This window comes from Nocardia sp. NPDC059229, assembly GCF_042754165.1.
Classification (GTDB): domain Bacteria; phylum Actinomycetota; class Actinomycetes; order Mycobacteriales; family Mycobacteriaceae; genus Nocardia.
In genome coordinates this window covers 273,674-293,951 of the sequence record NZ_JBHZAK010000001.1, presented here as the reverse complement: position 1 = coordinate 293,951, position 20,278 = coordinate 273,674, and the positions used below count along the sequence as shown (strand labels likewise).

General features: G+C 66.7%; 17 protein-coding genes and 1 pseudogene. 10 read left to right on the top strand and 8 right to left on the bottom strand.

Annotated elements, in window-relative coordinates:
* The first annotated feature begins 34 nt into the window (after nt 1–34).
* Nucleotides 35–1,030: an AraC family transcriptional regulator gene (locus ACFXHE_RS01455; protein WP_379378697.1), complete on the top strand. Its 996-nt coding sequence runs from the start codon at nt 35–37 to the stop codon at nt 1,028–1,030.
* 493 nt (nt 1,031–1,523) lie between these two features.
* On the opposite strand, the gene ACFXHE_RS01450 is transcribed toward ACFXHE_RS01455, so the two are convergent.
* On the bottom strand, nt 1,524–2,879 hold the full coding sequence (locus tag ACFXHE_RS01450; protein WP_379378695.1) for an IS110 family transposase: 1,356 nt from the start codon (nt 2,877–2,879) through the stop codon (nt 1,524–1,526).
* A gap of 598 nt (nt 2,880–3,477) precedes the next feature.
* On the opposite strand from ACFXHE_RS01450, the gene ACFXHE_RS01445 reads away from it, so the two are divergent.
* Together ACFXHE_RS01445 and ACFXHE_RS01440 are read left to right on the top strand one after the other, a co-directional pair.
* Nucleotides 3,478–4,143, top strand: a complete 666-nt coding sequence (locus tag ACFXHE_RS01445) for a hypothetical protein (RefSeq protein WP_379378693.1) — start codon at nt 3,478–3,480, stop codon at nt 4,141–4,143.
* Nucleotides 4,144–4,751: 608 nt separating this feature from the next.
* Nucleotides 4,752–5,198 (top strand): DUF4189 domain-containing protein, encoded by a 447-nt coding sequence (locus tag ACFXHE_RS01440; protein WP_354833680.1) that lies wholly within the window; start codon nt 4,752–4,754, stop codon nt 5,196–5,198.
* 372 nt (nt 5,199–5,570) lie between these two features.
* Here the strand turns inward: ACFXHE_RS01440 and ACFXHE_RS01435 are convergent, their stop codons facing one another.
* The 4 genes from ACFXHE_RS01435 to ACFXHE_RS01420 all read right to left on the bottom strand — a co-directional run bounded on the left by ACFXHE_RS01435 (nt 5,571) and on the right by ACFXHE_RS01420 (nt 10,335).
* Nucleotides 5,571–6,317: an IS630 family transposase gene (locus ACFXHE_RS01435; protein WP_379378691.1), complete on the bottom strand. Its 747-nt coding sequence runs from the start codon at nt 6,315–6,317 to the stop codon at nt 5,571–5,573.
* A complete protein-coding gene (locus ACFXHE_RS01430) occupies nt 6,235–6,651 on the bottom strand; it encodes a transposase (RefSeq protein WP_379378689.1) in 417 nt (138 codons plus the stop codon). The genes ACFXHE_RS01435 and ACFXHE_RS01430 overlap by 83 nt, the downstream gene beginning before the upstream one ends.
* Nucleotides 6,652–6,778: 127 nt before the next feature.
* Nucleotides 6,779–8,581, bottom strand: a complete 1,803-nt coding sequence (locus tag ACFXHE_RS01425; protein ID WP_379378687.1) for a serine/threonine-protein kinase PknD — start codon at nt 8,579–8,581, stop codon at nt 6,779–6,781.
* A gap of 503 nt (nt 8,582–9,084) precedes the next feature.
* A complete protein-coding gene (locus tag ACFXHE_RS01420; RefSeq protein ID WP_379378685.1) occupies nt 9,085–10,335 on the bottom strand; it encodes an ATP-binding protein in 1,251 nt (416 codons plus the stop codon).
* Between the two features lie 301 nt (nt 10,336–10,636).
* On the opposite strand from ACFXHE_RS01420, the gene ACFXHE_RS01415 reads away from it, so the two are divergent.
* The 4 genes from ACFXHE_RS01415 (at nt 10,637) to ACFXHE_RS01400 (ending at nt 14,859) form a co-directional block, all read left to right on the top strand.
* Complete coding sequence (locus ACFXHE_RS01415; protein WP_379378683.1) at nt 10,637–11,452, top strand: SDR family NAD(P)-dependent oxidoreductase; 816 nt, start codon at nt 10,637–10,639, stop codon at nt 11,450–11,452.
* 14 nt (nt 11,453–11,466) lie between these two features.
* On the top strand, nt 11,467–12,483 hold the full coding sequence (locus tag ACFXHE_RS01410) for a GAF domain-containing protein (RefSeq protein WP_379378681.1): 1,017 nt from the start codon (nt 11,467–11,469) through the stop codon (nt 12,481–12,483).
* 307 nt (nt 12,484–12,790) lie between these two features.
* Complete coding sequence (locus tag ACFXHE_RS01405; protein WP_379378679.1) at nt 12,791–13,726, top strand: ParB N-terminal domain-containing protein; 936 nt, start codon at nt 12,791–12,793, stop codon at nt 13,724–13,726.
* 134 nt (nt 13,727–13,860) lie between these two features.
* Nucleotides 13,861–14,859: a helix-turn-helix domain-containing protein gene (locus ACFXHE_RS01400; RefSeq protein ID WP_379380328.1), complete on the top strand. Its 999-nt coding sequence runs from the start codon at nt 13,861–13,863 to the stop codon at nt 14,857–14,859.
* On the opposite strand, the gene ACFXHE_RS01395 is transcribed toward ACFXHE_RS01400, so the two are convergent.
* On the bottom strand, nt 14,860–16,356 hold the full coding sequence (locus ACFXHE_RS01395; RefSeq protein WP_379378677.1) for a cytochrome P450: 1,497 nt from the start codon (nt 16,354–16,356) through the stop codon (nt 14,860–14,862).
* Between the two features lie 144 nt (nt 16,357–16,500).
* Between ACFXHE_RS01395 and ACFXHE_RS01390 the strand changes: the two genes are divergently transcribed.
* Both ACFXHE_RS01390 and ACFXHE_RS01385 read left to right on the top strand, forming a co-directional pair.
* Complete coding sequence (locus ACFXHE_RS01390) at nt 16,501–17,091, top strand: TetR/AcrR family transcriptional regulator (protein ID WP_379378675.1); 591 nt, start codon at nt 16,501–16,503, stop codon at nt 17,089–17,091.
* A gap of 90 nt (nt 17,092–17,181) precedes the next feature.
* Nucleotides 17,182–18,159, top strand: a complete 978-nt coding sequence (locus ACFXHE_RS01385) for a zinc-binding dehydrogenase (RefSeq protein WP_379378673.1) — start codon at nt 17,182–17,184, stop codon at nt 18,157–18,159.
* A 25-nt stretch (nt 18,160–18,184) separates the two neighbouring features.
* Here ACFXHE_RS01385 and ACFXHE_RS01380 read toward each other — a convergent pair.
* A pseudogene (locus tag ACFXHE_RS01380) lies at nt 18,185–18,286 on the bottom strand (aldehyde dehydrogenase family protein); the annotation flags it as partial.
* Nucleotides 18,287–18,305: 19 nt separating this feature from the next.
* The gene (gene gabT / locus ACFXHE_RS01375) at nt 18,306–19,649 is read right to left on the bottom strand and encodes a 4-aminobutyrate--2-oxoglutarate transaminase (protein ID WP_379378671.1); all 1,344 of its coding nucleotides are present in this window, start codon (nt 19,647–19,649) and stop codon (nt 18,306–18,308) included.
* Nucleotides 19,650–19,772: 123 nt separating this feature from the next.
* Between gabT and ACFXHE_RS01370 the strand changes: the two genes are divergently transcribed.
* Entirely contained in the window at nt 19,773–20,051 is a 279-nt protein-coding gene (locus ACFXHE_RS01370) for a hypothetical protein (protein WP_379378669.1), read from the top strand.
* The last annotated feature ends 227 nt before the right edge of the window (nt 20,052–20,278 follow it).

Below are 20,278 nucleotides of genomic sequence, written 5' to 3'. Positions count from 1 at the left end.
GTAGTTTGACTCCTGGGGCAAGGGAAGGATGACGATGACGGCGACGATGATTCGCAGCGCCGTGCTGTCCGGCTATGTCGATGTGGCCCTGTCCCTCGGGCTGGACCCGATGCTGCTGCTGCGCTCGGTCGGCATCGGCTCTGCCGGATTGACCGCCAGCGACATCTGGCTGCCGGTCACAGCGGTCGACCAACTCCTGGAACGCTCCGCCGCCGCGGCGAATTGCGACGACGTCGGGCTACGCCTCGCCGAACGGCGAGGCTTGTCCAACCTCGGCCCCGTCGCCCTCGCCGCCCGTGAAGAACCCGATATCCGCAGCGCGGTACAAATCGCGCTGCGCAACATCACCCTGCACAATGAAGCACTGCGCATCCGGCTCACCGAAACCAACAGCCTGACCACTATCCACGTCCAGGCGGCCGAGGGGGTCTCGATCGGCCGGCAATTCCGCCAGCTTGCCGTCGGTGCGCCCTGCCGGATCCTCTGCGATTTCCTCGGCCCCACCTGGCGCCCGGTATCGGTCCGCTTCGCCCACCCCGCACCACCCGACCTCGATGCCTACCACCGGATCCTCGGTCCCTCAATAGAATTCGACCAGCCCTTCGAGGGCATCGTCTGCTACTCTCACGACCTCGACGCGGCGAACCCCCTCGCCGACCCCCTGCTCCGCCCCTACGTTCGCGACTACCTGCGAACACTCGCCCCGTCCGGCGAGTCCATTGCCGACCAGGCGCGCGCCGTCATCGAATCCCTCCTGCCCACCCAACGCTGCTCGGCTGCCGTCCTCGCCGACCGGCTCGGCATGGGCCGCCGTACCCTGTACCGGCACCTCGCCGACGCTGGTGAAACCTTCACCAGCATCCTCGACACCACCCGCCTCGACCTCGCCCGCCGCTATCTCACCCAGCACGACCGCACGCTCACCGACATCGCGACCGAACTCGGCTTCTCCGAACTGAGCGCCTTCTCGCGATGGTTTCGCCGCCACACCGGCCACAGCCCCAGCCAATCCCGGCGCCACCAGTCATGAACCCGCGACCGTCACGTTTCGGACCCCGGCCAAGTCCCCGACGTCCCCGCCGCCGAGGAACTCTACGGGCCTTCGTCCGGACCGAACTCCTGAAAACGGCTACTGACAGGGGTGTGAGACGCCCAAAACTGCGAAATCCGGCGCTAAGGATTCACCGCAGCTGACTTCCTATCCACGGCTGACGAGGTTCCGCCAAGCCGCTGACCGCGCTGACCGAAGCGGCCAGCGCTGGACGACGGAAGATCAACTGGCCGTGTCCATCCGAGGCCGACCGAACGCACTGTAATCAGCGTAAGGCGTTTTGTGTCAAGCGATTCGGTCGGCGCCTCGGCCTGTCGTCGTCCCGGCATAGCGGTAATGGGGTTGAAGCCCTGCAGCGTGTAATCGGGTTGAGGTGACGACAGGTCGGGGCTGCCCATGATTACAGGCGAGATCACGGTGTGTCTCGATGCCGCGTGGGGCTCGCCCCGACCGACCGCTCGACAGCCGCCGCTCAGGCGGCAGCCGAGATCGTGGTGGGCGCGGGTTTCGTTCCGTGAGTGGCGATTTGCGGATCCCAGGATTGCCGGGAGGTGACGACCGCGTGCAGGTGCCGCAAGATCGACGCAGCGATCGCCGCTTGGGCTTGCGTGGGGGTGAGCGGGTTGGTTTCCCGGCAGGTCAGGTGCCGGTAGCGGGCTTCATAGACCGGGTTGGCGCGTTGGGTTCCCCACACCGCCCGCCATGCGGCCAACCGCAGACTCGGGCGCCCTTGGCCGGTGAGTTTGGTACGGCCGGTGAACGTGCCGGACTGCTTCTCTCGCGGCGCCCGCCCGGCGTGTTTGACCACAGCACGAGCGGTCCGAAACCGCGTCAGGTCACCAGTTTCGGCGAGAACGGCGGCGGCACCGACCGCGGAGAGCCCGACGATCGAGGTGACGAGCGCGGTGAGGTCGAGCTCGTCGAGCACCGAGACCATCCGAGTTTCGGTGTCGCTCAGGCGCCGCTGATCCTCGGCCCAATCAGCCAACAGCAGTTCCACCCGTTCCAGCGCCCCGCGCCGATGCGTGATCACTCCGGCCCGATCCTGCAACGCCGCAAACAGATTCCGGATGATCCGCAACGACGGTCGTTGCCCGCCGGCACGGATGATCTCGCGACGCACAGCATGTTCGAACCGGTCACGGCCCAGGCGCCGAGTACGAGACAAATCACCTCGATCGCGCCCGCAGACCACTCGCAGCGCCGCGACCCATGACCGGGATCGGAACGGCTGGCGAGCAGTGCCCAACGCCGCCGGCCACACGCACTCGAGCAACGCTCGGATCTGCTGGACCTGGGAGACCATCTCGACTAGCAGCTGTTCACGACGGGCTCCCAGATGCCTGAGCCTGCCCCATGTTTCATCGACCGGCTCGGGAACATAGCAGCGCAACTGGGCGGTCAAACGGGCGATCAGGACCGCGTCTTTCTCGTCGGTTTTGTCGTGGGTAAGGTCTTCGGCGCGTCGCGACCAGGCGGTCAACGCCGGTTGCACGCACACGAACGCCATGCCACGCTCGGCAGCCAGCTGCCCCAGAACCCGCCACCGATGCCCGGTCGGCTCACACGCCACCGTCACTCCCTCGAACCCGGCCGCGGCGGCCTGGTCGCCCGCCCAGTCCAACGCGGCGCCCAGGTCCCACGCTCTGCATCGGAATATTCTGCGGGCCAGCACTTTCGAATCATGATCGGTGATCACGACCATCTGTTTGCGGTCAGCCAGGTCGATCCCGACGATCGCATTGCTGGTCGGAACCAAGGCTCGCAGCCGGTTCAGGCGCGCGTTACGGTTGCGATCACCCCGGGACAAGCCACTACCGTTGTTCATGGAACGTCCTCCTGCTGCGACGGCACACCAAGCCCTAAAAGCGCATCAGGAGGACGTTCCCCACGTCCAGACACCCGACGCACAGAACGTCTTTCTATGCCGCATAGCGCGCTGATTGAACCGGCCAGTGCGGCCCCTGGTGGAAGATCAAGTGGCCGTGAGCGATCCGAGGTCGGTCGAACGTCCGTAACTTCGTGCGGGTCCAGGCGGTCATCGCAACACTGCGATGAGTCCCCCTGCCCGGAGGTCCGCGAATGTGTGCGACCTGTAAGTATCTGGTGCACAGCGTTATTGGCTCTCGTCGCATGCGCCGTTGGCTGTGGTTTGAACGGAGTGCTCTCGATGTTCTTCTGGGGGTGCACCAGCCAAAGGGTTGCCGTCCGTGACGCGGCGAGCTGTACACAGCGCGCGTGAGGTGCGGTCAACGGATCCGGTGACCGATTCATCCGGGTTCCGGCGCCGTCGTCGGGGTGATACAAACCCCGGATCGACATGTGCACGATGTGCCAATTATATAGGGGAATAAGTGTTTTCACGACGCCGACATCGATCTGTCAGCAATCGGCTCATGGTCCTTGCCCTTGCGGGATTTGCTGGTATGGGCGCGATGGTGTGGGCCTCGGACGCGATGGTCGCCGAGGCCGGCACCTGTCCGGGGCGCAGTTGCCGAGTGTTCCGCGATCTGGGCGATGGGATTCTGTCGGATCAGGGCGATGGGTGCTCGATGGGATTGTTCGGCACACTGGGGTCCAACCGGTACATGGTGACCGCGGGGCACTGCTACCACGAGAACGCCGGAGCGGGAATGTTCTTCGAGATGGGCCGCTATGAGTCGGGGATTCCCGATGACCTCGACAATTATCGGTTCGGCTATGCGCTGGCGCGGATGAACGACGATATCGGCACCTCCTCGTCCGTCACTGACGGGAACGTGGTGGCCAATCCGTTCGGTATCAAGATCAACGGTCTGAACGTCGATCCGCAGCCGGGCCAGCGGGTGTGCAAGCAGGGGTGGAAGACCCGCAACACGTGCGGAACCATCCGTGAGGTGCACGAGAATTACATCCTGGCCGATGATCTCAAGTCGACCAACGGCGATTCCGGCGGCGTGGTGTATCTGCCCGCTGGAGGGACCGGCGCGACCATCGGAATTCTGATCGGAAAGTACCGGGACACCGACACCGCCATCATCCAACCGATCGCGAACCTGTTGGACGTCATCGAGAAAGACCGCGGAGAACCGCTGCTGCCGGACTTCAGCTAAAGATCGAGGCCGCTGGCCGCCGCAGCCGGTCGCGGCTGCCAACTGCGCCGTCCCACAGCCTTGGGCTCGGACGACGAGTGCGCGCTCATGCCGAGTTGAGCATGCCCGGAGATGTTGCCGATGTTCGTATACAGCGGTTTTTCAGCCCCTGTGCCGATGTGCAATTGCCAGGTTCGAGCGATCACCAGCGATCGAAATGTGCGGGCACGGTCGGCGGCAGTTGTGGATGATCGAGCAGACGCTCGGGTGACTGCCGAAACGTCAATGCTGCGAGCATCGCGGGCAATAGGACCCAAACGGTGACCAATACCAGCCAGAACGTCCTCAATTGCCGCGTCCCGCGTTGATCGAACCAGCCGGCATGGGACATCGGAAGATCAACCAGCAGAGGCCGTCCGGCCGCCGGTAGCGCACTTATGCCGATTCAGCAGTTGCGGTCAACCGTTTGTGACGTCGCGCCGACTCGACTTGCCTAACCATTGAGCGCGTCCGCGATCTCGAGGATACTCGCCGGCGGGTTTGTGACTTTAGGCCTTTTGGCGAATCTGACAGTGATCAGCCATGATTCGTCGGGTAAGTATCTCCATACGTTGACAGGGAAATGCTTGATGAAGTTCATGGGTAAGGCCGTCGTCGGGGTCGCGGCGGTGGGCCTTGCGGCCGGGTCGGCGATCGGTGCTGGTACGGCGAATGCGGCCGATCTCCACGGTGCGATCGCGTTCAGTGTCGAGAACTGGAGCTACGGCACCAGTGTCAATGCGGGCAGCCGCGGCGAGGCGATCGACGAGGCGATGGCCAACTGCAGTTACGGCGGCATCTCCGACTGCGCCGTTCTTGTGGCCTGGTCGGACGGCTGTGGCGCACTCGTGTACCGGAACGACGCTGGAGACGACGTCGCGGTAGGCAGCGGCGCTGGCCGCGACCGGGCATCCGCGCTCCGCGAGGCCTATTCCAGTCTCTCCCGAGTCTATCCGCGGGCCATGCTGGCCAATGTCGGTTCCGCGGACCTGTCGGCGACGGCCATTAACGATGTAATCTGCACCGCCAACGCATGATTCGCGGGTGGCACCGCCGAAACCTCGGTGCTGGACCTGACAGTGACTGTGCCCCGCCTGGTAATTCGGTTGGGGGCACAGTGGTTTCTCGATCGAACCGCAGTCTCTCGAGACGGCGTCGCACGGCATTGTGGTGTAGACCAGGATCTTCAGGCCTGCCGGGGCTGCCTTGTCACCGAGAACGCACGCTATTGCCGCATACCGCGCTGACCGAACCGGCCGGCGCGGGGCGCCGGCGGCCCGAACCTGGTGCGGTGCAGAACATCCGCCGGCACGAGGTGGCCGCAGGGCTTCACGCCACCGCCAAGTCGTTAGTCATTCCCCACACTCGCGAAACCCCGCGCGGGCCGTAGTAGCTCCGCTAGTGCCGTGTCAGGCAACGTTGGGTAGGTAATCGGGTAGCCGGATCTTGGAGTTGACGGCGAAGTCGCGTTTGGGTTGGGCGTGCTGGTTGCGCCAGCGCAGGTAGTCGCCGATCGCGGTGTCTTGTTCGGTGTGGCTGCGGTGGTCGGTGCCGTTGAGAGCGAAGGCGCGTAGGGCGGCGAATTCGCATTCGATCCAGTTCAGCCACGACGAATACGTCGGCAGGAACACCAGTTCCACGGCGTTGTCGGTGCACCAGGCGCGGACCTCGGCGCGCTTGTGCGGGGAGAAGTTGTCGACGATGACATACAGCTGCTGGCCGGACCATCGTGCCCGCAGCGATTTCAGGAACGACAGGAACTCCATCCAGCGTTTGCGGTCGCGGATGCGGTAGTAGATCTGGCCGGTGGCCAGGTCCAACGCACCGAACAGGTGCCGGACTCCGAGCGTGCGGTTGTAGGTGGCGCGCAACCGTTTCGGTCGCCGCCGCGGCTGCCAACCGCGCCCGGACCGCGGTTGCAGGTTCAACGGCCCGAACTCGTCGACACAAATCACCCGCCCGTCGGCTGGCGGGCGGTCGTAGAGATCGAGCACTCGGGTCATCTTCGCGCCGAATTGCGGGTCTTTGCCTGCCTTCCAGGTCTTGACCGCCTGCCAGGAGATGCCCTGCTTTTCAGGATCTGGCGCACGGTTTCCCGACTGATCTCGGCGATACCGTTGACCCGCAACACTTCCCGCAGTTTCGACAAACTCCACGTCGACCACGGCCAGCCCAGGTCACGGGGCAGCACCGGGCGATCTGACCGATCCGCTCACGCGTCGCGTGATCGATCTTCGCCGGCCTGCCCCCGTTCCATTTTGGGTCCAGCGCCGCGAATCCCTTCTCGTTGAAATCGTGGATCACCTGGCGCACATAGCTTTCCGGCACCCGCAGCAACCGGCAGATCAACGCCACCGGCTGGCCCTGCGCGGAAGCGAGCATCGCGCGCCGCACCCGCACCGGCTGCTTGCTGGTCCGGGTGATCTGCTGCAATTTCCGGCCTTCCTCCGGGGTCACCGGCCGGACGAACACTCCTGGCTTACGAGCCACGACACCACCTCCACCGGCAGCATCACCGGCCCGAGCACCACGATCAACCCGCCACCCCGATTACCGCCTCAACCTTTCCGGACGCGGCACTAGAACTAGCGGGAACCCGAGTACGCGGAACGAGGGTTCAGCCGACCGGGAGTTTCACCACCGCATTGGGGCCCAGGTCGGTGATGTATACGTTGTCCGCGGTGTCGACCGCCATACCCTGGGGATCCTTGAGCCCGGTGAACGGCAACCTGGTCGGCGTCGACGCGCCCGCCGCCAACCTCGCCACCGATTCGTTACCAAAGTCGACGACGTACACGTCTCCCGCCCTGTCGACCGCCACACCCCGGGGATCTTTGAGCCCGGTGAACGGCAACGTGGTCGGCGTCGACGCGCCCGCCGCCAACCTCAACACCCGCTCGGTACCCAATTCGGTGACGTATACATTGCCCGCCGTGTCGACCGCCACACCATGGGGATCTTGGAGCCCCGTGATCGGCAGCGTCGTAGGTGCCGCCGCGCCCGCCGCCAACCTCACCACCCGATCATTGGCCCGGTCGGCGACGTACACGTCTCCCGCCGTGTCGACCGCCACACCCCGGGGATCTTTGAGCCCGATGAACGGCAACGTGGTCGGTGCCGCCGCTCCCGCCGCCAACCTCACCACCCGATTGTTACTCGTGTCGGTGACGTATACATTGCCCGCCGTGTCGACCGCCACACCCTGGGGATTCTTCAGGCCCGTGAACGGCAACGGGCTCGGCGTCGACGCGTCCGCCGCCAATTTCACCACCCGATCGTTACCCATGTCGGTGACGTATACGCTGCCCGCCGCGTCGACCGCCACACCGGTCGGCAGACTGACGCCGGTGAACGGCAGTGGAGTCTCCGACGAGTAGGCCGGGGCGATAGATGTCGGCGAGTTGCCACCGCCGCCTGATTCTCGTTGGACACTGATGACGACAGCTACGGCGGCCACCACGGTAACCGCGACCGCGGCCGCAAGCAGCCCGGCGGTTTTGGGCGACAATCTGATTCGCCGCCGATGGCGCGCAGCCACGCCCCCGGTGGTGCTGACCGCGGAATCGCCCAGCGCGGCGCGCGCCGCTGCGGCCAGCTCGCGCACGGTCTGGTAACGATCGTCGGGGTTTTTGGCCATTCCCTTGGCGATGACCGCATCGAACGCAGTCGGTACATCGGGTGTAGTGCTGCTGGGACGCGGGGGTGGGGTGTGCAGGTGATGGGCGATCACACCCTGTATCCCCAATTCGCTCGCAAACGGCGGCCGGCCGGTCAGACACTCATACAGCACGCACGTCAACGCGTACACGTCCACTCGGGCATCGGCCTTGACCTCCGCGCTGATCTCCTCCGGCGCCATGTAGGCGACGGTGCCGATGGTCTCGCCGATCGTGGTCAGCGTACGGTCGTCGGCGGCGTGGGCGATCCCGAAGTCGATCAGGGAGGCGAACTCATCGGCCCCCAGCAGGATGTTGGTGGGTTTGACATCGCGGTGGACCACCCCGACGTCGTGGGCCGCCTGCAGCGCGCCGGCCACCTGCGTGATGATCGCCACTGCCCGCTGCGGCGACAAGGCCCCTTCTCGCGTGATCACCTTGCGCAGGTCGGTGCCCTCGATCAACCGCATATTCAGATAGAGCCGACCGTCGATGTCGCCGAAGTCGTGGATGGGGATCACATGCGGCTCGGTCAACTGCGCCACCGCCCGGCACTCCCGGCGGAACCGCTCGCGCAGCCGCTCGTCATCGGCGAAGCGCTCGGGCAACACCTTGAGCGCCACCACCCGGTTGGTCAGCGAATCGTGCGCCCGCCACACCTGGCCCATGCCGCCCTGACCCAGCAGCGACAGCAGCCGATAGCGTCCGAACGTCTCCGCTGGCCCCCAAGTGGCGTCCACGCCACGCACTGACTTGTCATCCATTGCGCCGTCCCGTGACCACCCGACTGGCAAACGGTGTACTTGCTTGCATTCCAACCCCGCCTGCCAGCGGGTCGCCCACACTAGTTGATTTAGCCAGGCCAGACAGTCGAGAGTCGGCGTTATCGCCGGCGCGCGAATTTCCCAGCCACGCTCATGCTGGCAAGTACGCGGCCGGGCACTGCCCCGCCACCGGTGCGAGTACGCGGATCGTGCCCAGAAATCCGCCGACAACCTGCCGCAAGTTCAGCGTACCTCTGAGCCATACAACCAACCGGGTGACGTTCGCTGGGCCGAACTGTCATGACGACACCGAAGCGTTTCGACGTCGGGCGGGACTGTGGGCCGTTCGGGCAGCCGATCGCCAGTCGCGAACTGGAGGGCCCGAACGGGCGGGTGCTCGTGGAAGTCGGAGCGCCGCGCCGCCACCCGTACCGACGTGCGTAGCTCCCATACTGGTCGACCTCAACACCGTCTACGCCGAGGTGTAGCGGCAGCCGGCTACCTCAACTCCATGCCGAGAGCACGTCGGCGGCGTCCCATAGCAGATCGACGGTGTCGGTGAGGGTGTGCTCGATACCGGCCAGGGATACGACGACCAACGCTGTTTCGTTCGGCTCGAAGCCTGGGATGCTGGCGATTCCGCGGGTGAGTTCGGCGAGGTCGTGGCGGTCGAACGGGGTGCCGAGCCACTTGATCGATCCGGTGAAGATCACTCGATTGGCGATAGGGGAGCGGTCGGCGCCGACGAGGTCGATTTCGGGGTTGAATGCGCGGTTCCACCAGCCGCCGACGGTGGTGACATCCTTCCACTGCAGTCCTCCCGCGAGCGCACTGAGTTCGAGCGCGTCTCGCACGAGGGGTTCGACAGCTTTTCCGCGCCAAGAGGTCCAGCGTCGTGCGAACAGCTCGTAGGCGGCGTTGCTTCGCCCGCGTCGAACCAGGTCTTGAACCGAGCGCAGGGTAGCGAGGTAGAGCCGCAGGTTGCTGTCGGCAACCCGGTAGAGGGCCGGCTTTCCAGGTTTGACCGACAGTGGCTGGTCCACGGCCAACATTTGCTTGTCCGTCGAAAGGCGGTGCAGGAGAGGCGATAACGTTCCGGATGGTAATGCGCCGCTGCGGCTGCCCGCCGTAGCGGCGATGGCGGCGTGGGTGCGTTCTCCGCTGCCGATCGCTTCGAGAACACGCCGCGCCTGGTCCGGAACGGGAAACTCGGCGAGGAGGGTGGACTCGGGCACTCCGAACAGCGGCGCGGCAGGGTCGTTGCATTCGCGTCGCACGAACTCGAGTGGCGGCAGCCCGCGCGGCCAACTGCGCAAGATGCCCGGCAGCCCGCCGGTGATCAGATGCGCGTCGATGCTTTCGGCCGCGTCGAGTCCGAGAGCGTGACCGACTTCGGCGGGGTTGAGCGGATCGAGGACGAGGTTGTCGGCTCGCCCGTAGAAGGGTCGGTCGTAGGCGGTGAGCCTTTCCATCATGTGGATGTCGCTGCCCAGCAGAAGCAGCAGAACCGGGCGTTGCTGGAGCAGTCTGTCCCACGCTGTTTGCAGCGCGCCGTCGAGGACGTCGTCTTGTTCTGCCAGCCAAGGCAATTCGTCGATCACGACAATGGTCGGTGTGTCGCTCAGCGCGGTCGCCAACACTCGGAAAGCGTCGGGCCACCCGCTGATGCTCTCGGGGAGGGTCTCGGGATCAGGGGCGATTCCTGAGCCCTTCATCTCTGCCAGAAACATCGCGAGCGATTCGGATACGGGCATGCCCAGGTTATGTAGATGACATCTACGTAGATTCAATCTACATAGTTGACTCTTGTATTCGTCGGAGATCGTCTCAATTGTTGATACAACGGCCTTGTTGTGGACGCGGATCGCTCGATGTCAGCGTGGGGATGCGATGACCGGGGTGAGTACGTCGTGGATCAGTTCGTCGATGGCGCGGCCGGAATCGGTCGTCGTTACCGATTGGGTCGAACGGAGAAGGTTGCGACGCTGAGCGATCGGATGGGTTGGCGCGGAACATGTCTCGCGGGATGCCAGTGGTCTGTGCAGACTCTCGGGTATGGATCGTAGTTTCTATGCGGGTCGGGTTGCTGTGGTTACCGGGGCGGGGGCCGGGATCGGGCGGGAGCTGGCGGTACGGCTGGGGCGGGAGGGGGCGTCGGTGGTGCTGTTGGATATGAATGAGGGGGCGCTGGGGGAGACGGTGGGGATGGTCAGGGGTGGGGATGGGGAGGTGGTGGGGCTGGTGGCCGATGTCGCTGATCCGGAGCGGATGGGGGAGGTTGCGGCTGAGGTGGTGGGGCGGCTGGGGGGTGTGGATGTGTTGATCAACAATGCGGGGAAGCTTTTCTATGGTGGGGTGGCGGAGTCGGATCTGGGCGACTTCGAGGCGGTGATGCGGGCGAATTTCGGTGCGGCCGTGGTGAGTACGAGAGCTTTTCTTCCGTATGTGGTGAAGTCGCCCGAGGGGCGGATCGCGAATCTCTCCTCGGCATACGGGTTGATCGGGCTCGGCGGCGCCGCGCCCTATACGGCGGCCAAGTTCGCGATTCGCGGCTTCACCGAGTCGCTGCGGTCGGAATTGCGCGGGCAGCCGAATGTTGCTGTCAGCTGCGTGTTTCCGGGTGGGGTGAAGACCGGGATCGCCTGGTCGGCATTGGCGGCGGCGGGGGTGGACGCGGAGCGGGCGGCGCAGCGGTTCGACCGGTATGTGGCCCGCACCGATCCCGGTGTTGCGGCGCAGGTGATTCTGCGTGGTGTCGCGCGGGGGAAGAGTCGTGTACTGATAGGACCCGACGCGATCCTTGCCGAAATCGCCGCCAGGGTGGCAGGCGGGCAGTACGAGAAGCTGATTCGGCTCGTGATCAGGGGATAAAAGGGGAAGACACGATGCCGGGTACACGATGGCTGCTGATAGAGACGTTCGGCGGCGGGGAGCCGACCGTCATCGGACTGGGCAGTGCGCCAAGGAAGTTCGTGCCGCTGACGCAGATCTTCCGGCAGCGCGAGACGCTGGCGACCATCCGTGGGGCGGTGGCGGCGACCGCGGAGGCACTGGCGCCGGTGGAGGTCATGAGCGACGGCGGCCGTCGGCGGACTCTCACCGCGCCGCTGCTGATCACGCCGGAACGCATGCACGCCGTGCTGGTGTGGTCGGGTCCGGCGGAGGAGACGGTGCCGCCGCGAGATCCGGTGGGGGCGTGGTACTTCAACCTGTCCACCTCGAAGTCCACGCGCTCGGACGATCTGCTGGATCTCTATGGTGTCGCGCCCGAGAATCGGGCGCGCGAGCACGCCATCGCGGGCGTGTTCGCCCGTGTCATCACCAATAGCGACGAGTCCGACGCCCTGGCCAAGGTGGTCCGGTCGGCGCCGGGCACCGAGCATCAGGCGGTGTGGACGGTCCGCCGTGACGACGGCGCTCTGCGGGCGGCGCACTTCTCGTGCCGCATCATCGAAGAGACCGATGCCACCGGGAATTCCGAGGTGTTCATGCGCGGGGTCACCCATGACATCGGTGATGCCACCGACGTCAGTGCCGCGCCGCCGCCGGTGATCCTCGAGCACCGGGTGCTCGACGCGGCCGCCGCGGAGGGCGATTTCCGGGCCATTGTCGACCTGCGCACCCTGCGGCTGCTGCGCTGGATGGGTCCGCCCATGCCGGGCATTGCCTGGCAGTCGCTGGCGGGCGAACCGGAGCCGGCGATCCACCCGGACGATATCGAGACGGCGAAGACCATGAGCCGCAACCTCGCTCACTCCCGCACCGCCGGGCGGCTGCGGCTCCGGACGCTCGACGGGGGCTGGAAACCGGTGCGGGCCCGGGCCGTGCTCATGGCACTGGACCAGCACACGACGGCCGCGCTGGTCACTGTCCGGGATCCGGATATGCCGGACGTGGACTAGGTCACTCGACCGCCAGCAAACAGACCGGCGGCAATGTTTGTTGTGTATCTAACACCGTCCGAATCGGTCCCGGGCTGCTGCTCCAGGTCAGCGTGTTTCGCCAGTAAATACGCAGGCAGGCACACGATTTGCTCAATTGATCACACTGTGTGCGCGTCGATACACTGCCGCATACACGCACCCGCGTGAGCGGGAATCTTGCCGGTGATCCCTGTGATGCCGCTTGTCGCGTCGTAGGAAAGCCCTGCCCGGGAACGCTCGCGGAGTGCTCCGGAATCGGGGCTGCTCGGCGTTGGGAGGCGGCGCAGTGCTCGGACCGACATACGCGTGGTGGGTGCACCCGCGCGGCGGCATCTGGCAGTGGATCGTCACCCGGGCGATCCGAGTGGGGGAGAACTACGCGCGGCCGCACCTGGACGTGAATTTCCCGCTGCTGGAGCCCAATCCCACGGATATCGTGCGAATTCCGCTGGACCGCTTGCACATCGACACCACGATCCGGCAATCCGGCGAGAACTCCCGGCATGTCACGGCGCTGTCGGAGGTCGCCGCAGCCCTGCCGCCGATCGTCGTGCACCGATCGCGCATGACGGTCATCGACGGCGCCCATCGCGTGCGCGCGGCAATCTGCAGCGGGTCCCAGTGGATCGACGCGGTCTACTTCGACGGTGACGACGGGCAGGCCCTGCTGCTCGCGGTCCGGCTGAACAGCCGGCACGGCCTGCCCCTGTCCGCGGCCGACCGCAAAGCCGCGGCCGAACAGGCGCTCTCGTTCTATCCCGACTGGTCCGACCGCAAGCTGGCCGAGGTGATCGGCCTGCCGGAGCGGACCATCGCCGCCGTCCGGAAGCGGTCGGCGGCGCGCCCCGGCCGCCACCTCGCCCGGCGCGCACTCGCGGGTCCCGCGCCACAGCCGCGCCAGTGTCACCCCGAGCGGATCCGCGACGAGCGTCCCCAGGCCGGTCCCGGGGCTGCCGCGAAAGACCTGTCGTATCCCGTTCGCGCACTGTGGAATCTGCGTTCGGACCCGGCGCTGACCCGCACCGAATCCGGCAGGCAACTACTACGTCTGTTCGACGAGCTGCCCGCGGACCCCGTGGCCTGGGCGGACCTGGCCGATGATCTCCCGCCGTACTGCGCCGCCCTGGTCGCCGAACTGGCCTCCCAGCAGGCCCGGCACTGGGCCGCACTGGCTCGATCCGCCAGCCGGACCGCCGCGGCCGAGAAGACCACTGCCTCGTGACAGCTCGATCCGACCGCGTTCGATCGGGTCGGTGACGGCCGGCGCCGTGTACGGGTGCCGCTGCCGTCGAAGGCGTTGGCTCGCTTCATACCTGCCTATGTGGGACGTGAAAGACTGGGTGGGTATTGATCTTGGTGTCGGGTGAGTTCGGAGTGGTCGGGTTGTCGGGGGTTCGGCGGATCGAGGTCCGGGGCGGGCACGGGGATTACTCGGGCCGGGTGTTCGAGCAGTGGGAGGCGGGGCTCAGCGAGGCCTATGTGCCGCTTGCGGTTTCGCCGCGAACTTCGGGGCAGTTCACCGGCTGGATCGTGCACGGAACCTACGGCGATGTGGAGTTGTCGCAACTGGGGGCCACCCGGCAGCGGGTGGACCGCACCCGGACCCTGATCGCCCGCACCGATGACGAGTTCCTGCACACCAGCATTCAGCTCACCGGACGCGGCTGGCTGCACCAGGACGGCCGGGTCGCCGAGGTCGGGCCGGGAGAGATGGTCTTCTACGACAGCACACGGCCGTATCACTGGGAGTTCGAGGGGGATTGGGAGATGGCGGCGGTGCAGGTGCCGCTGAGCCGGTTGCGGCAGCGGGCCGGGATCACCCCGCGCGAGATCCCGACCGCGACCGCCGTGGCGCAGCGCAGTCCGGCCGGCGTGGTCACCGGCTTCCTCCGCGAGCTGACCGATTTGCAGAACACCGCACCCGAACAGGCCGCAGTCCTGGCCGGTTCGGCGGTGGACCTGCTGGCCTCGGCCATCTCCCTGACCATCGGGCGGACGGTCCGGGGGGAGCCGGCGGAGACGCTGAGCCGAAGACGGGTCGTGGAATTCATGCGACGGCACTGCCGCGATCCGCGGCTCACGGTCGACGGCATCGCGGCCGGTTGCGGGGTGTCACGCCGGACCCTGTACCGCGTCCTCGAACAATTCGATGAGGGCCCGGCGACCCTGCTACGCCGGATGCGAATCGAGTACTCCTGCGGATTGCTCACCGCCCGACCGGATCTCCCCGTCACCGCTGTTGCCCACAACTCCGGCTTCGCCACCGAACGGCAGTTCTACCGCGCCTTCCGCATCGAGCTGGGTATGACTCCGGCGGCCTACCGGGCGACCGGAGGCGCTGCCGGCACCCGCTGATCAGTCCCGTGTCACCGCCCGCATGAGCAGCGGCTTGTCCGGCGCGCCGATGAACGAAAGCTGCGGCCGAATGGGCTCGCTGGTGGCGATCCGCAGATCCAGCTGCTGGGCGATGGTGGCGATCGACAGCACCACCTCCATGGTCGCGAAGTTCTGCGCGATGCAGATTTGCTTGCCCGCCCCGAACGCCAGCGACGCCTCCCGATGCGGCCGGGTCATGTTCCCCGGCAGGTAGCGCGTCGGATCGAACTCGCCCGCCCGATCCCAGACCCGCGGATTGCCGTGCACCCCGTGCATGCTGATCATGATGGTGGTGCCGCGCTTGATGCGATAGCCCGCCAGCACGTCCTCGCCCAGCGCCACCTTGCTGAAGGCCATGATCGGCGGGTACAGCCGCATCGTCTCCAGGAAGACGGCCTTGGTCCACACCAGCTTGTCCACGTCGGCGGCGGTGGGGGCGCGCCCGCCGAGCACGGTGTCGAGCTCCTCGTGGAGGCGCTGCCGGGCCTCGGGATGGTCGGCGAGCAGCTTCCACACCCAGGTCAGCGCGGTGGCCGAGGTCTCCATGCCCGCCCCGATGAATGTCATGAGCTCGTCCCGGATTTCGAGATCGGTGTAGCTGTGCCCGGTCTCGGGATCGGTGGCCGCCATGAGCAGGCCGAGCAGATTGTCCCTGCGGGTGATGCGGCCCTCGCGGTGATCGGAAATGATTCCGGCCACGGCGTTCTCGATGCCGCGCAGCTCGAACATGATGTGCGGGGCCACCACCCAGGAGGCGACGCGGATAGCCCGGATCGGAATCCGTGAGCCCGCCTGCTTCTCGGGCTTCTCGGTGCGGCGCACCAGCCACATGGACAGCGGCCGCAGCGTCCGGCTCACATTGGTGACCACGCCCACGCCGAAGAACTTGAGCAGCCGCTTCAGCTTGATCTTGGAGATGGGCCCGTCCAGGTCGGTGCCGAACATGGTGCGCGCCACGATATCCAGCATGAGGCGGGTCATCTCCACGCCGACATCGACCGGCGCCCCGGCCGCACGCAGCCGCCGGGCCGTCTCCTGGGCGGCCTCGACCATGGGCACATCGAACTGGTCGATGGCGCTGCGCGCGAAGATCGGCTGCACCAGGCGCTTGTTGCGGTAGTAGAGGCGATCGTCGCGCTGGGTCACCAGGCCCTGGCCGAAAACCACGGCGAGCATGTCGAATTCGGCACCGCGCACATAGTTCTCGTGATTGGCGATCAGCACGTGCCGGACCAGCTCCGGACTGCGCACGACGACGTACTTCGCCATCGGCAGGCGGGCGATCAGCACATCGTCCTGACCCGGCAGCTCGGCCGCCAGGTACTGCATGATGGTGCGCTCCCGGATCCGCCCGGGCAGTCCCAGCGCCAGTCGCCAGGACTGCCCCCAGGTGACCGGCGTGTTGTGCCAGCGCATGGGTGCGGGCTGCCACCGCGGCGGGTGGAGTTCGGTGCTTCCTGTGGCCGGTGCTGTCATGGGGACCATCCCGTGCGATCGAAAGTCGTTCGCCCCGTGGGGCTTACGCTCGAATGCTACTGGGGAGTAGGAATTCGCGCAGGCGATGTGGTGTATCCGTGTTTACCCTTGATTCTTGAACAACCATTCAAGTACCATGCACGTATGGCCCGCACTCGCGAATTCGAACCCGATGACGTGGTGGATGCCGCCATGCGCCGCTTCTGGGAGCGCGGGTATCGGGCCACCTCGGTGGAGGACCTGGTCAAGGCGACCGGCGTGAAACCCGGCAGCCTGTACAGCGCCTTCCCGGGCGGCAAGCACGCGCTGTTCCTGGCCTCGCTGCGGCGCTACTCGGACCTGATCGTGCCTCAGAAATTGGGCGAACTCGATGATCCGAACGCGTCGCTGGCGCAAGTGCGCGGCTACTTCGACGGCCTGGTGGCCGACCTGCTCTCACCGGAGGGGCGGATGGGCTGCCTGCTGGTGAACACCGCCATCGAGAACGCCGCCACCGATGACGCGGCGGCTGCCGTGGTGCGCGGGCATCTGGCGCGGCTGGAGGATCGGATGCGGGACGCATTGCGGAATGCCGTGCGCCGCAAGGAGGTCCGATCGAACGTCGATCCCGTCGCCGTTGCCAAGGGCTTGGTGGCCACCTCGCAGGGGCTGATGGTGGTCGGCAAGGCGAATCCCGACGAGCCGGTATTGCGCGCGATTGTCGACAATGCCTTCGCCGGGCTGTCGCCCGGTTAGGCGCGGCGAAAACCGTTGCAGGGCCGTCCTTGTGGACGGCCCCTCTTTCCCGCCAATATTTGAACACTCACTCAAGAATGAAGGTATGTCATGAAGGCGATCACCATCTCCCACTACGGTGCGCCCGAGGTGCTCACCGTGACCGAACTGCCCGATCCGGTACCGGCCGCAGATGAAATCCTGGTCGAGGTCAAGGCTTTCGGGCTCAACCATGCGGAAACCTACATGCGGTCGGGGCAGTGGGGCGATGTCGCCCAGGTGACCGGTATCGAAGCCGCGGGCGTTGTCGCCGCCGACCCTTCGGGCAAGCTGGCCCCTGGGACCCCGGTCGTGGCGATCATGGGTGGCATGGGCCGCACTCGCAATGGCTCGTACGCCGAGCTGGTCACCGTGCCCGCGGACAATGTCGTCGCGGTCGACACCGCTTTGGCCTGGACCGATCTCGCCGCCGTCCCGGAGGTCTACGCCACCGCGTGGACCACCCTGCGCGACAATCTCGCTGTCACGGACGGCGAGACGGTGCTGGTGCGCGGCGCGACGTCGTCACTGGGACAGGCGGCGGTGAATATCGCCGCCGACCTCGGGGCCACCGTCATCGCCACCACCCGATCGCAGGCGAATGCGGCGATGCTCGAAAAGATCGGTGCGGCAGTGGTTCTCACCGAGGACGGCAACCTGTCGGAGCGCGTGCGCGCGGCCGGATTCGTCGTCGACGCCCTGCTGGACCTGGTCGGCAACTCCGTCCTGCGTGATTCGGTCGCGACCGTGCGACCGCGCGGGCGCGTCTGTCAGGCCGGATTCCTCGGCGGCCTGGCCCCCGTGCCCGAGTTCAACCCGATCGCCGACCTGCCCAGCGGAGTCCGGCTCTCCTTCTTCGGCAGCTTCGTCTTCGGGACGCCCGGATTCCCGCTCTCGGCGGTCCCGCTCGCGGACCTCGTCGCCAAGGCCGAAGCCGGTGTGTACCACGCGAAACCGGTGCGCACCTTCACCTTCGACGAGATCGTGCGGGCGCACGAGGTGATGGAGTCCGGGACCGCCGGCGGCAAGATGACGGTTGCCGTCGGCTAGTCCGGACGGCCGGGGCCGGATTCCGCGCGGGCAGCCCGGCCTCCGCGAAGACCTCGCCCAGCAGCAACATGGTCAGCGGCGTCTCCGCGGCGGGCTCGACCACCATGGTGCAGCCGGCGGCGAAGGCTACTCAACGGATTTAGAACTCAGCGGGTCAGATCCCGCACCGTCTCGGACAACACCCAGAGGCCGTCGGCGAGCAGGTCGTCGCCGATCACCAGCGGGGGCAGCAGCCGGATGACGTTTCCGTAGGTGCCGCAGGTGAGCAGCACCACGCCGCGTGAGAGTGCCTCGGCGGCAATGGCTTTGGTGAGATCCGGATCGGGGGTATCGGTGCCCGGCCGGACCAGTTCGATGGCGAGCATCGCGCCCCGGCCCCGCACGTCACCGATCACGCCGGTCGCGGCGGCCAGCTCCCGCAGCCGCGGCACGGCGGCCGCCTCGATGGCCCGCGCCCGGGCCGGCAGATCCAGCGACCGCATCACCTCGATGCTGGCCAGCGCCGCCGCGCACGCCACCGGATTGCCGCCGTAGGTGCCGCCCAGCCCGCCCGGATGCACCGCGTCCAGCAGCTCGGCCCGGCCGGTGACGGCCGACAGCGGCATGCCGCCCGCAATGCCCTTGGCCATGGTGACGATGTCCGGCTCGATGCCCTCGTGCTCGCTCGCGAACCACGCTCCGGTGCGGGCGAATCCGGTCTGCACCTCGTCGGCGATGAAAACCACCCCGTGCTCGCGGGCCCAGTTCGCCAGCGTGACAAGGAATCCCGGGGCGGGCACGATGAATCCGCCCTCGCCCTGGATCGGCTCGATGACGATCGCGGCCAGCGAATCGGCCCCGATCTGCACCTCGATCCGCGAAATCGCCCGCCGCGCCGCCTGTTCCCCGGTCAGCCCCGGCTGGTCGCGGTACGGGTAGGACATGGGCATGCGGTGGATGTCCGGTGCGAACGGGCCGAAATGCGCCTTGTACGGCATGGATTTCGCGGTCAGTGCCATGGTCAGGTTGGTGCGGCCGTGATATGCGTGATCGAACGCGACCACGGCCGGCCGGCCGGTCGCCAGCCGCGCCACCTTCACCGCGTTCTCCACCGCCTCCGCGCCCGAGTTGAACAGCACCGTCCGCTTGTCGAAGGCGCCGGGTGTGAGCGCGGCCAGCTCCTCGGCCACGCGGATGTAGTTCTCGTAGGGGGTGACCATGAAGCAGGTGTGGGTGAACCGCGCGGCCTGCTCGGCGACCGCGGCCGCCACTTCCGGATGGGACGCGCCGACCGTGGTGACCGCGATGCCCGAGCCCAGATCGATCAGCGAATTGCCGTCCACATCGAGAATGACCCCGCCGTCGGCGTCGGCCGCGTAGACGGGCACCGACGATCCGACCCCGGCCGCCACGGCCGCCGTCCGGCGTGCGGTGAGCGCCCGGGAACGCGGGCCCGGCAGCTCGGTGACGAGGTCGCGACGCTGGGGCAGGCGGTAGTCGATCGAGGGCATGCGGAATTCTCCCGGTCGAGGGTCGGTGGCACCGGTCATCAGTCTGCGCCACGGCACCCGCGATCACCCGTGCCGAATTGGACAACACGCCGGGCATTAATCGATGATTTGTACACCCGGCCGATGTCCGTTTCCATCGGCTCGGTCCTAGCCCAGCCCGACCTCACGGCCGACCTTCCGCCGTTCCTGCACCAGGATTCGAACCGAGTACTGATCGCGCTGCCCGCCGACCGCGCGATTCCCGCCATCGCCCGCCCCGAAACACTGGGCGGCGCACGAAAATTCATCCTTCTCGGCCTGTCCGGTCCCACCTCCATCCCCGCCACCCTCCTCGGCCGCAACCTCGACAACGCCCGAACCCGGGCCGAACTCCTCCTCGCCCCGCTCGCCGAAGCCGATTGATCGACGGGGCAGGGGCTGCTATCTTCTACGTATCTACTTAGTAGATACGTAGAAGGAGCTCGGGCCGTAGACCACCTGCGGCTGAGGGCGCCGTGGGGACGGCGTCGTGGCGGCAGGATTGTGCGGACCCCTCATCACGCGCAAGACTGTCGACACACGAGGGGCGGGGGCCGACGACAACCCCCCCCCCCCCCGCGACGATTAGGGAGGCGCGCGCCCCCAGCCCC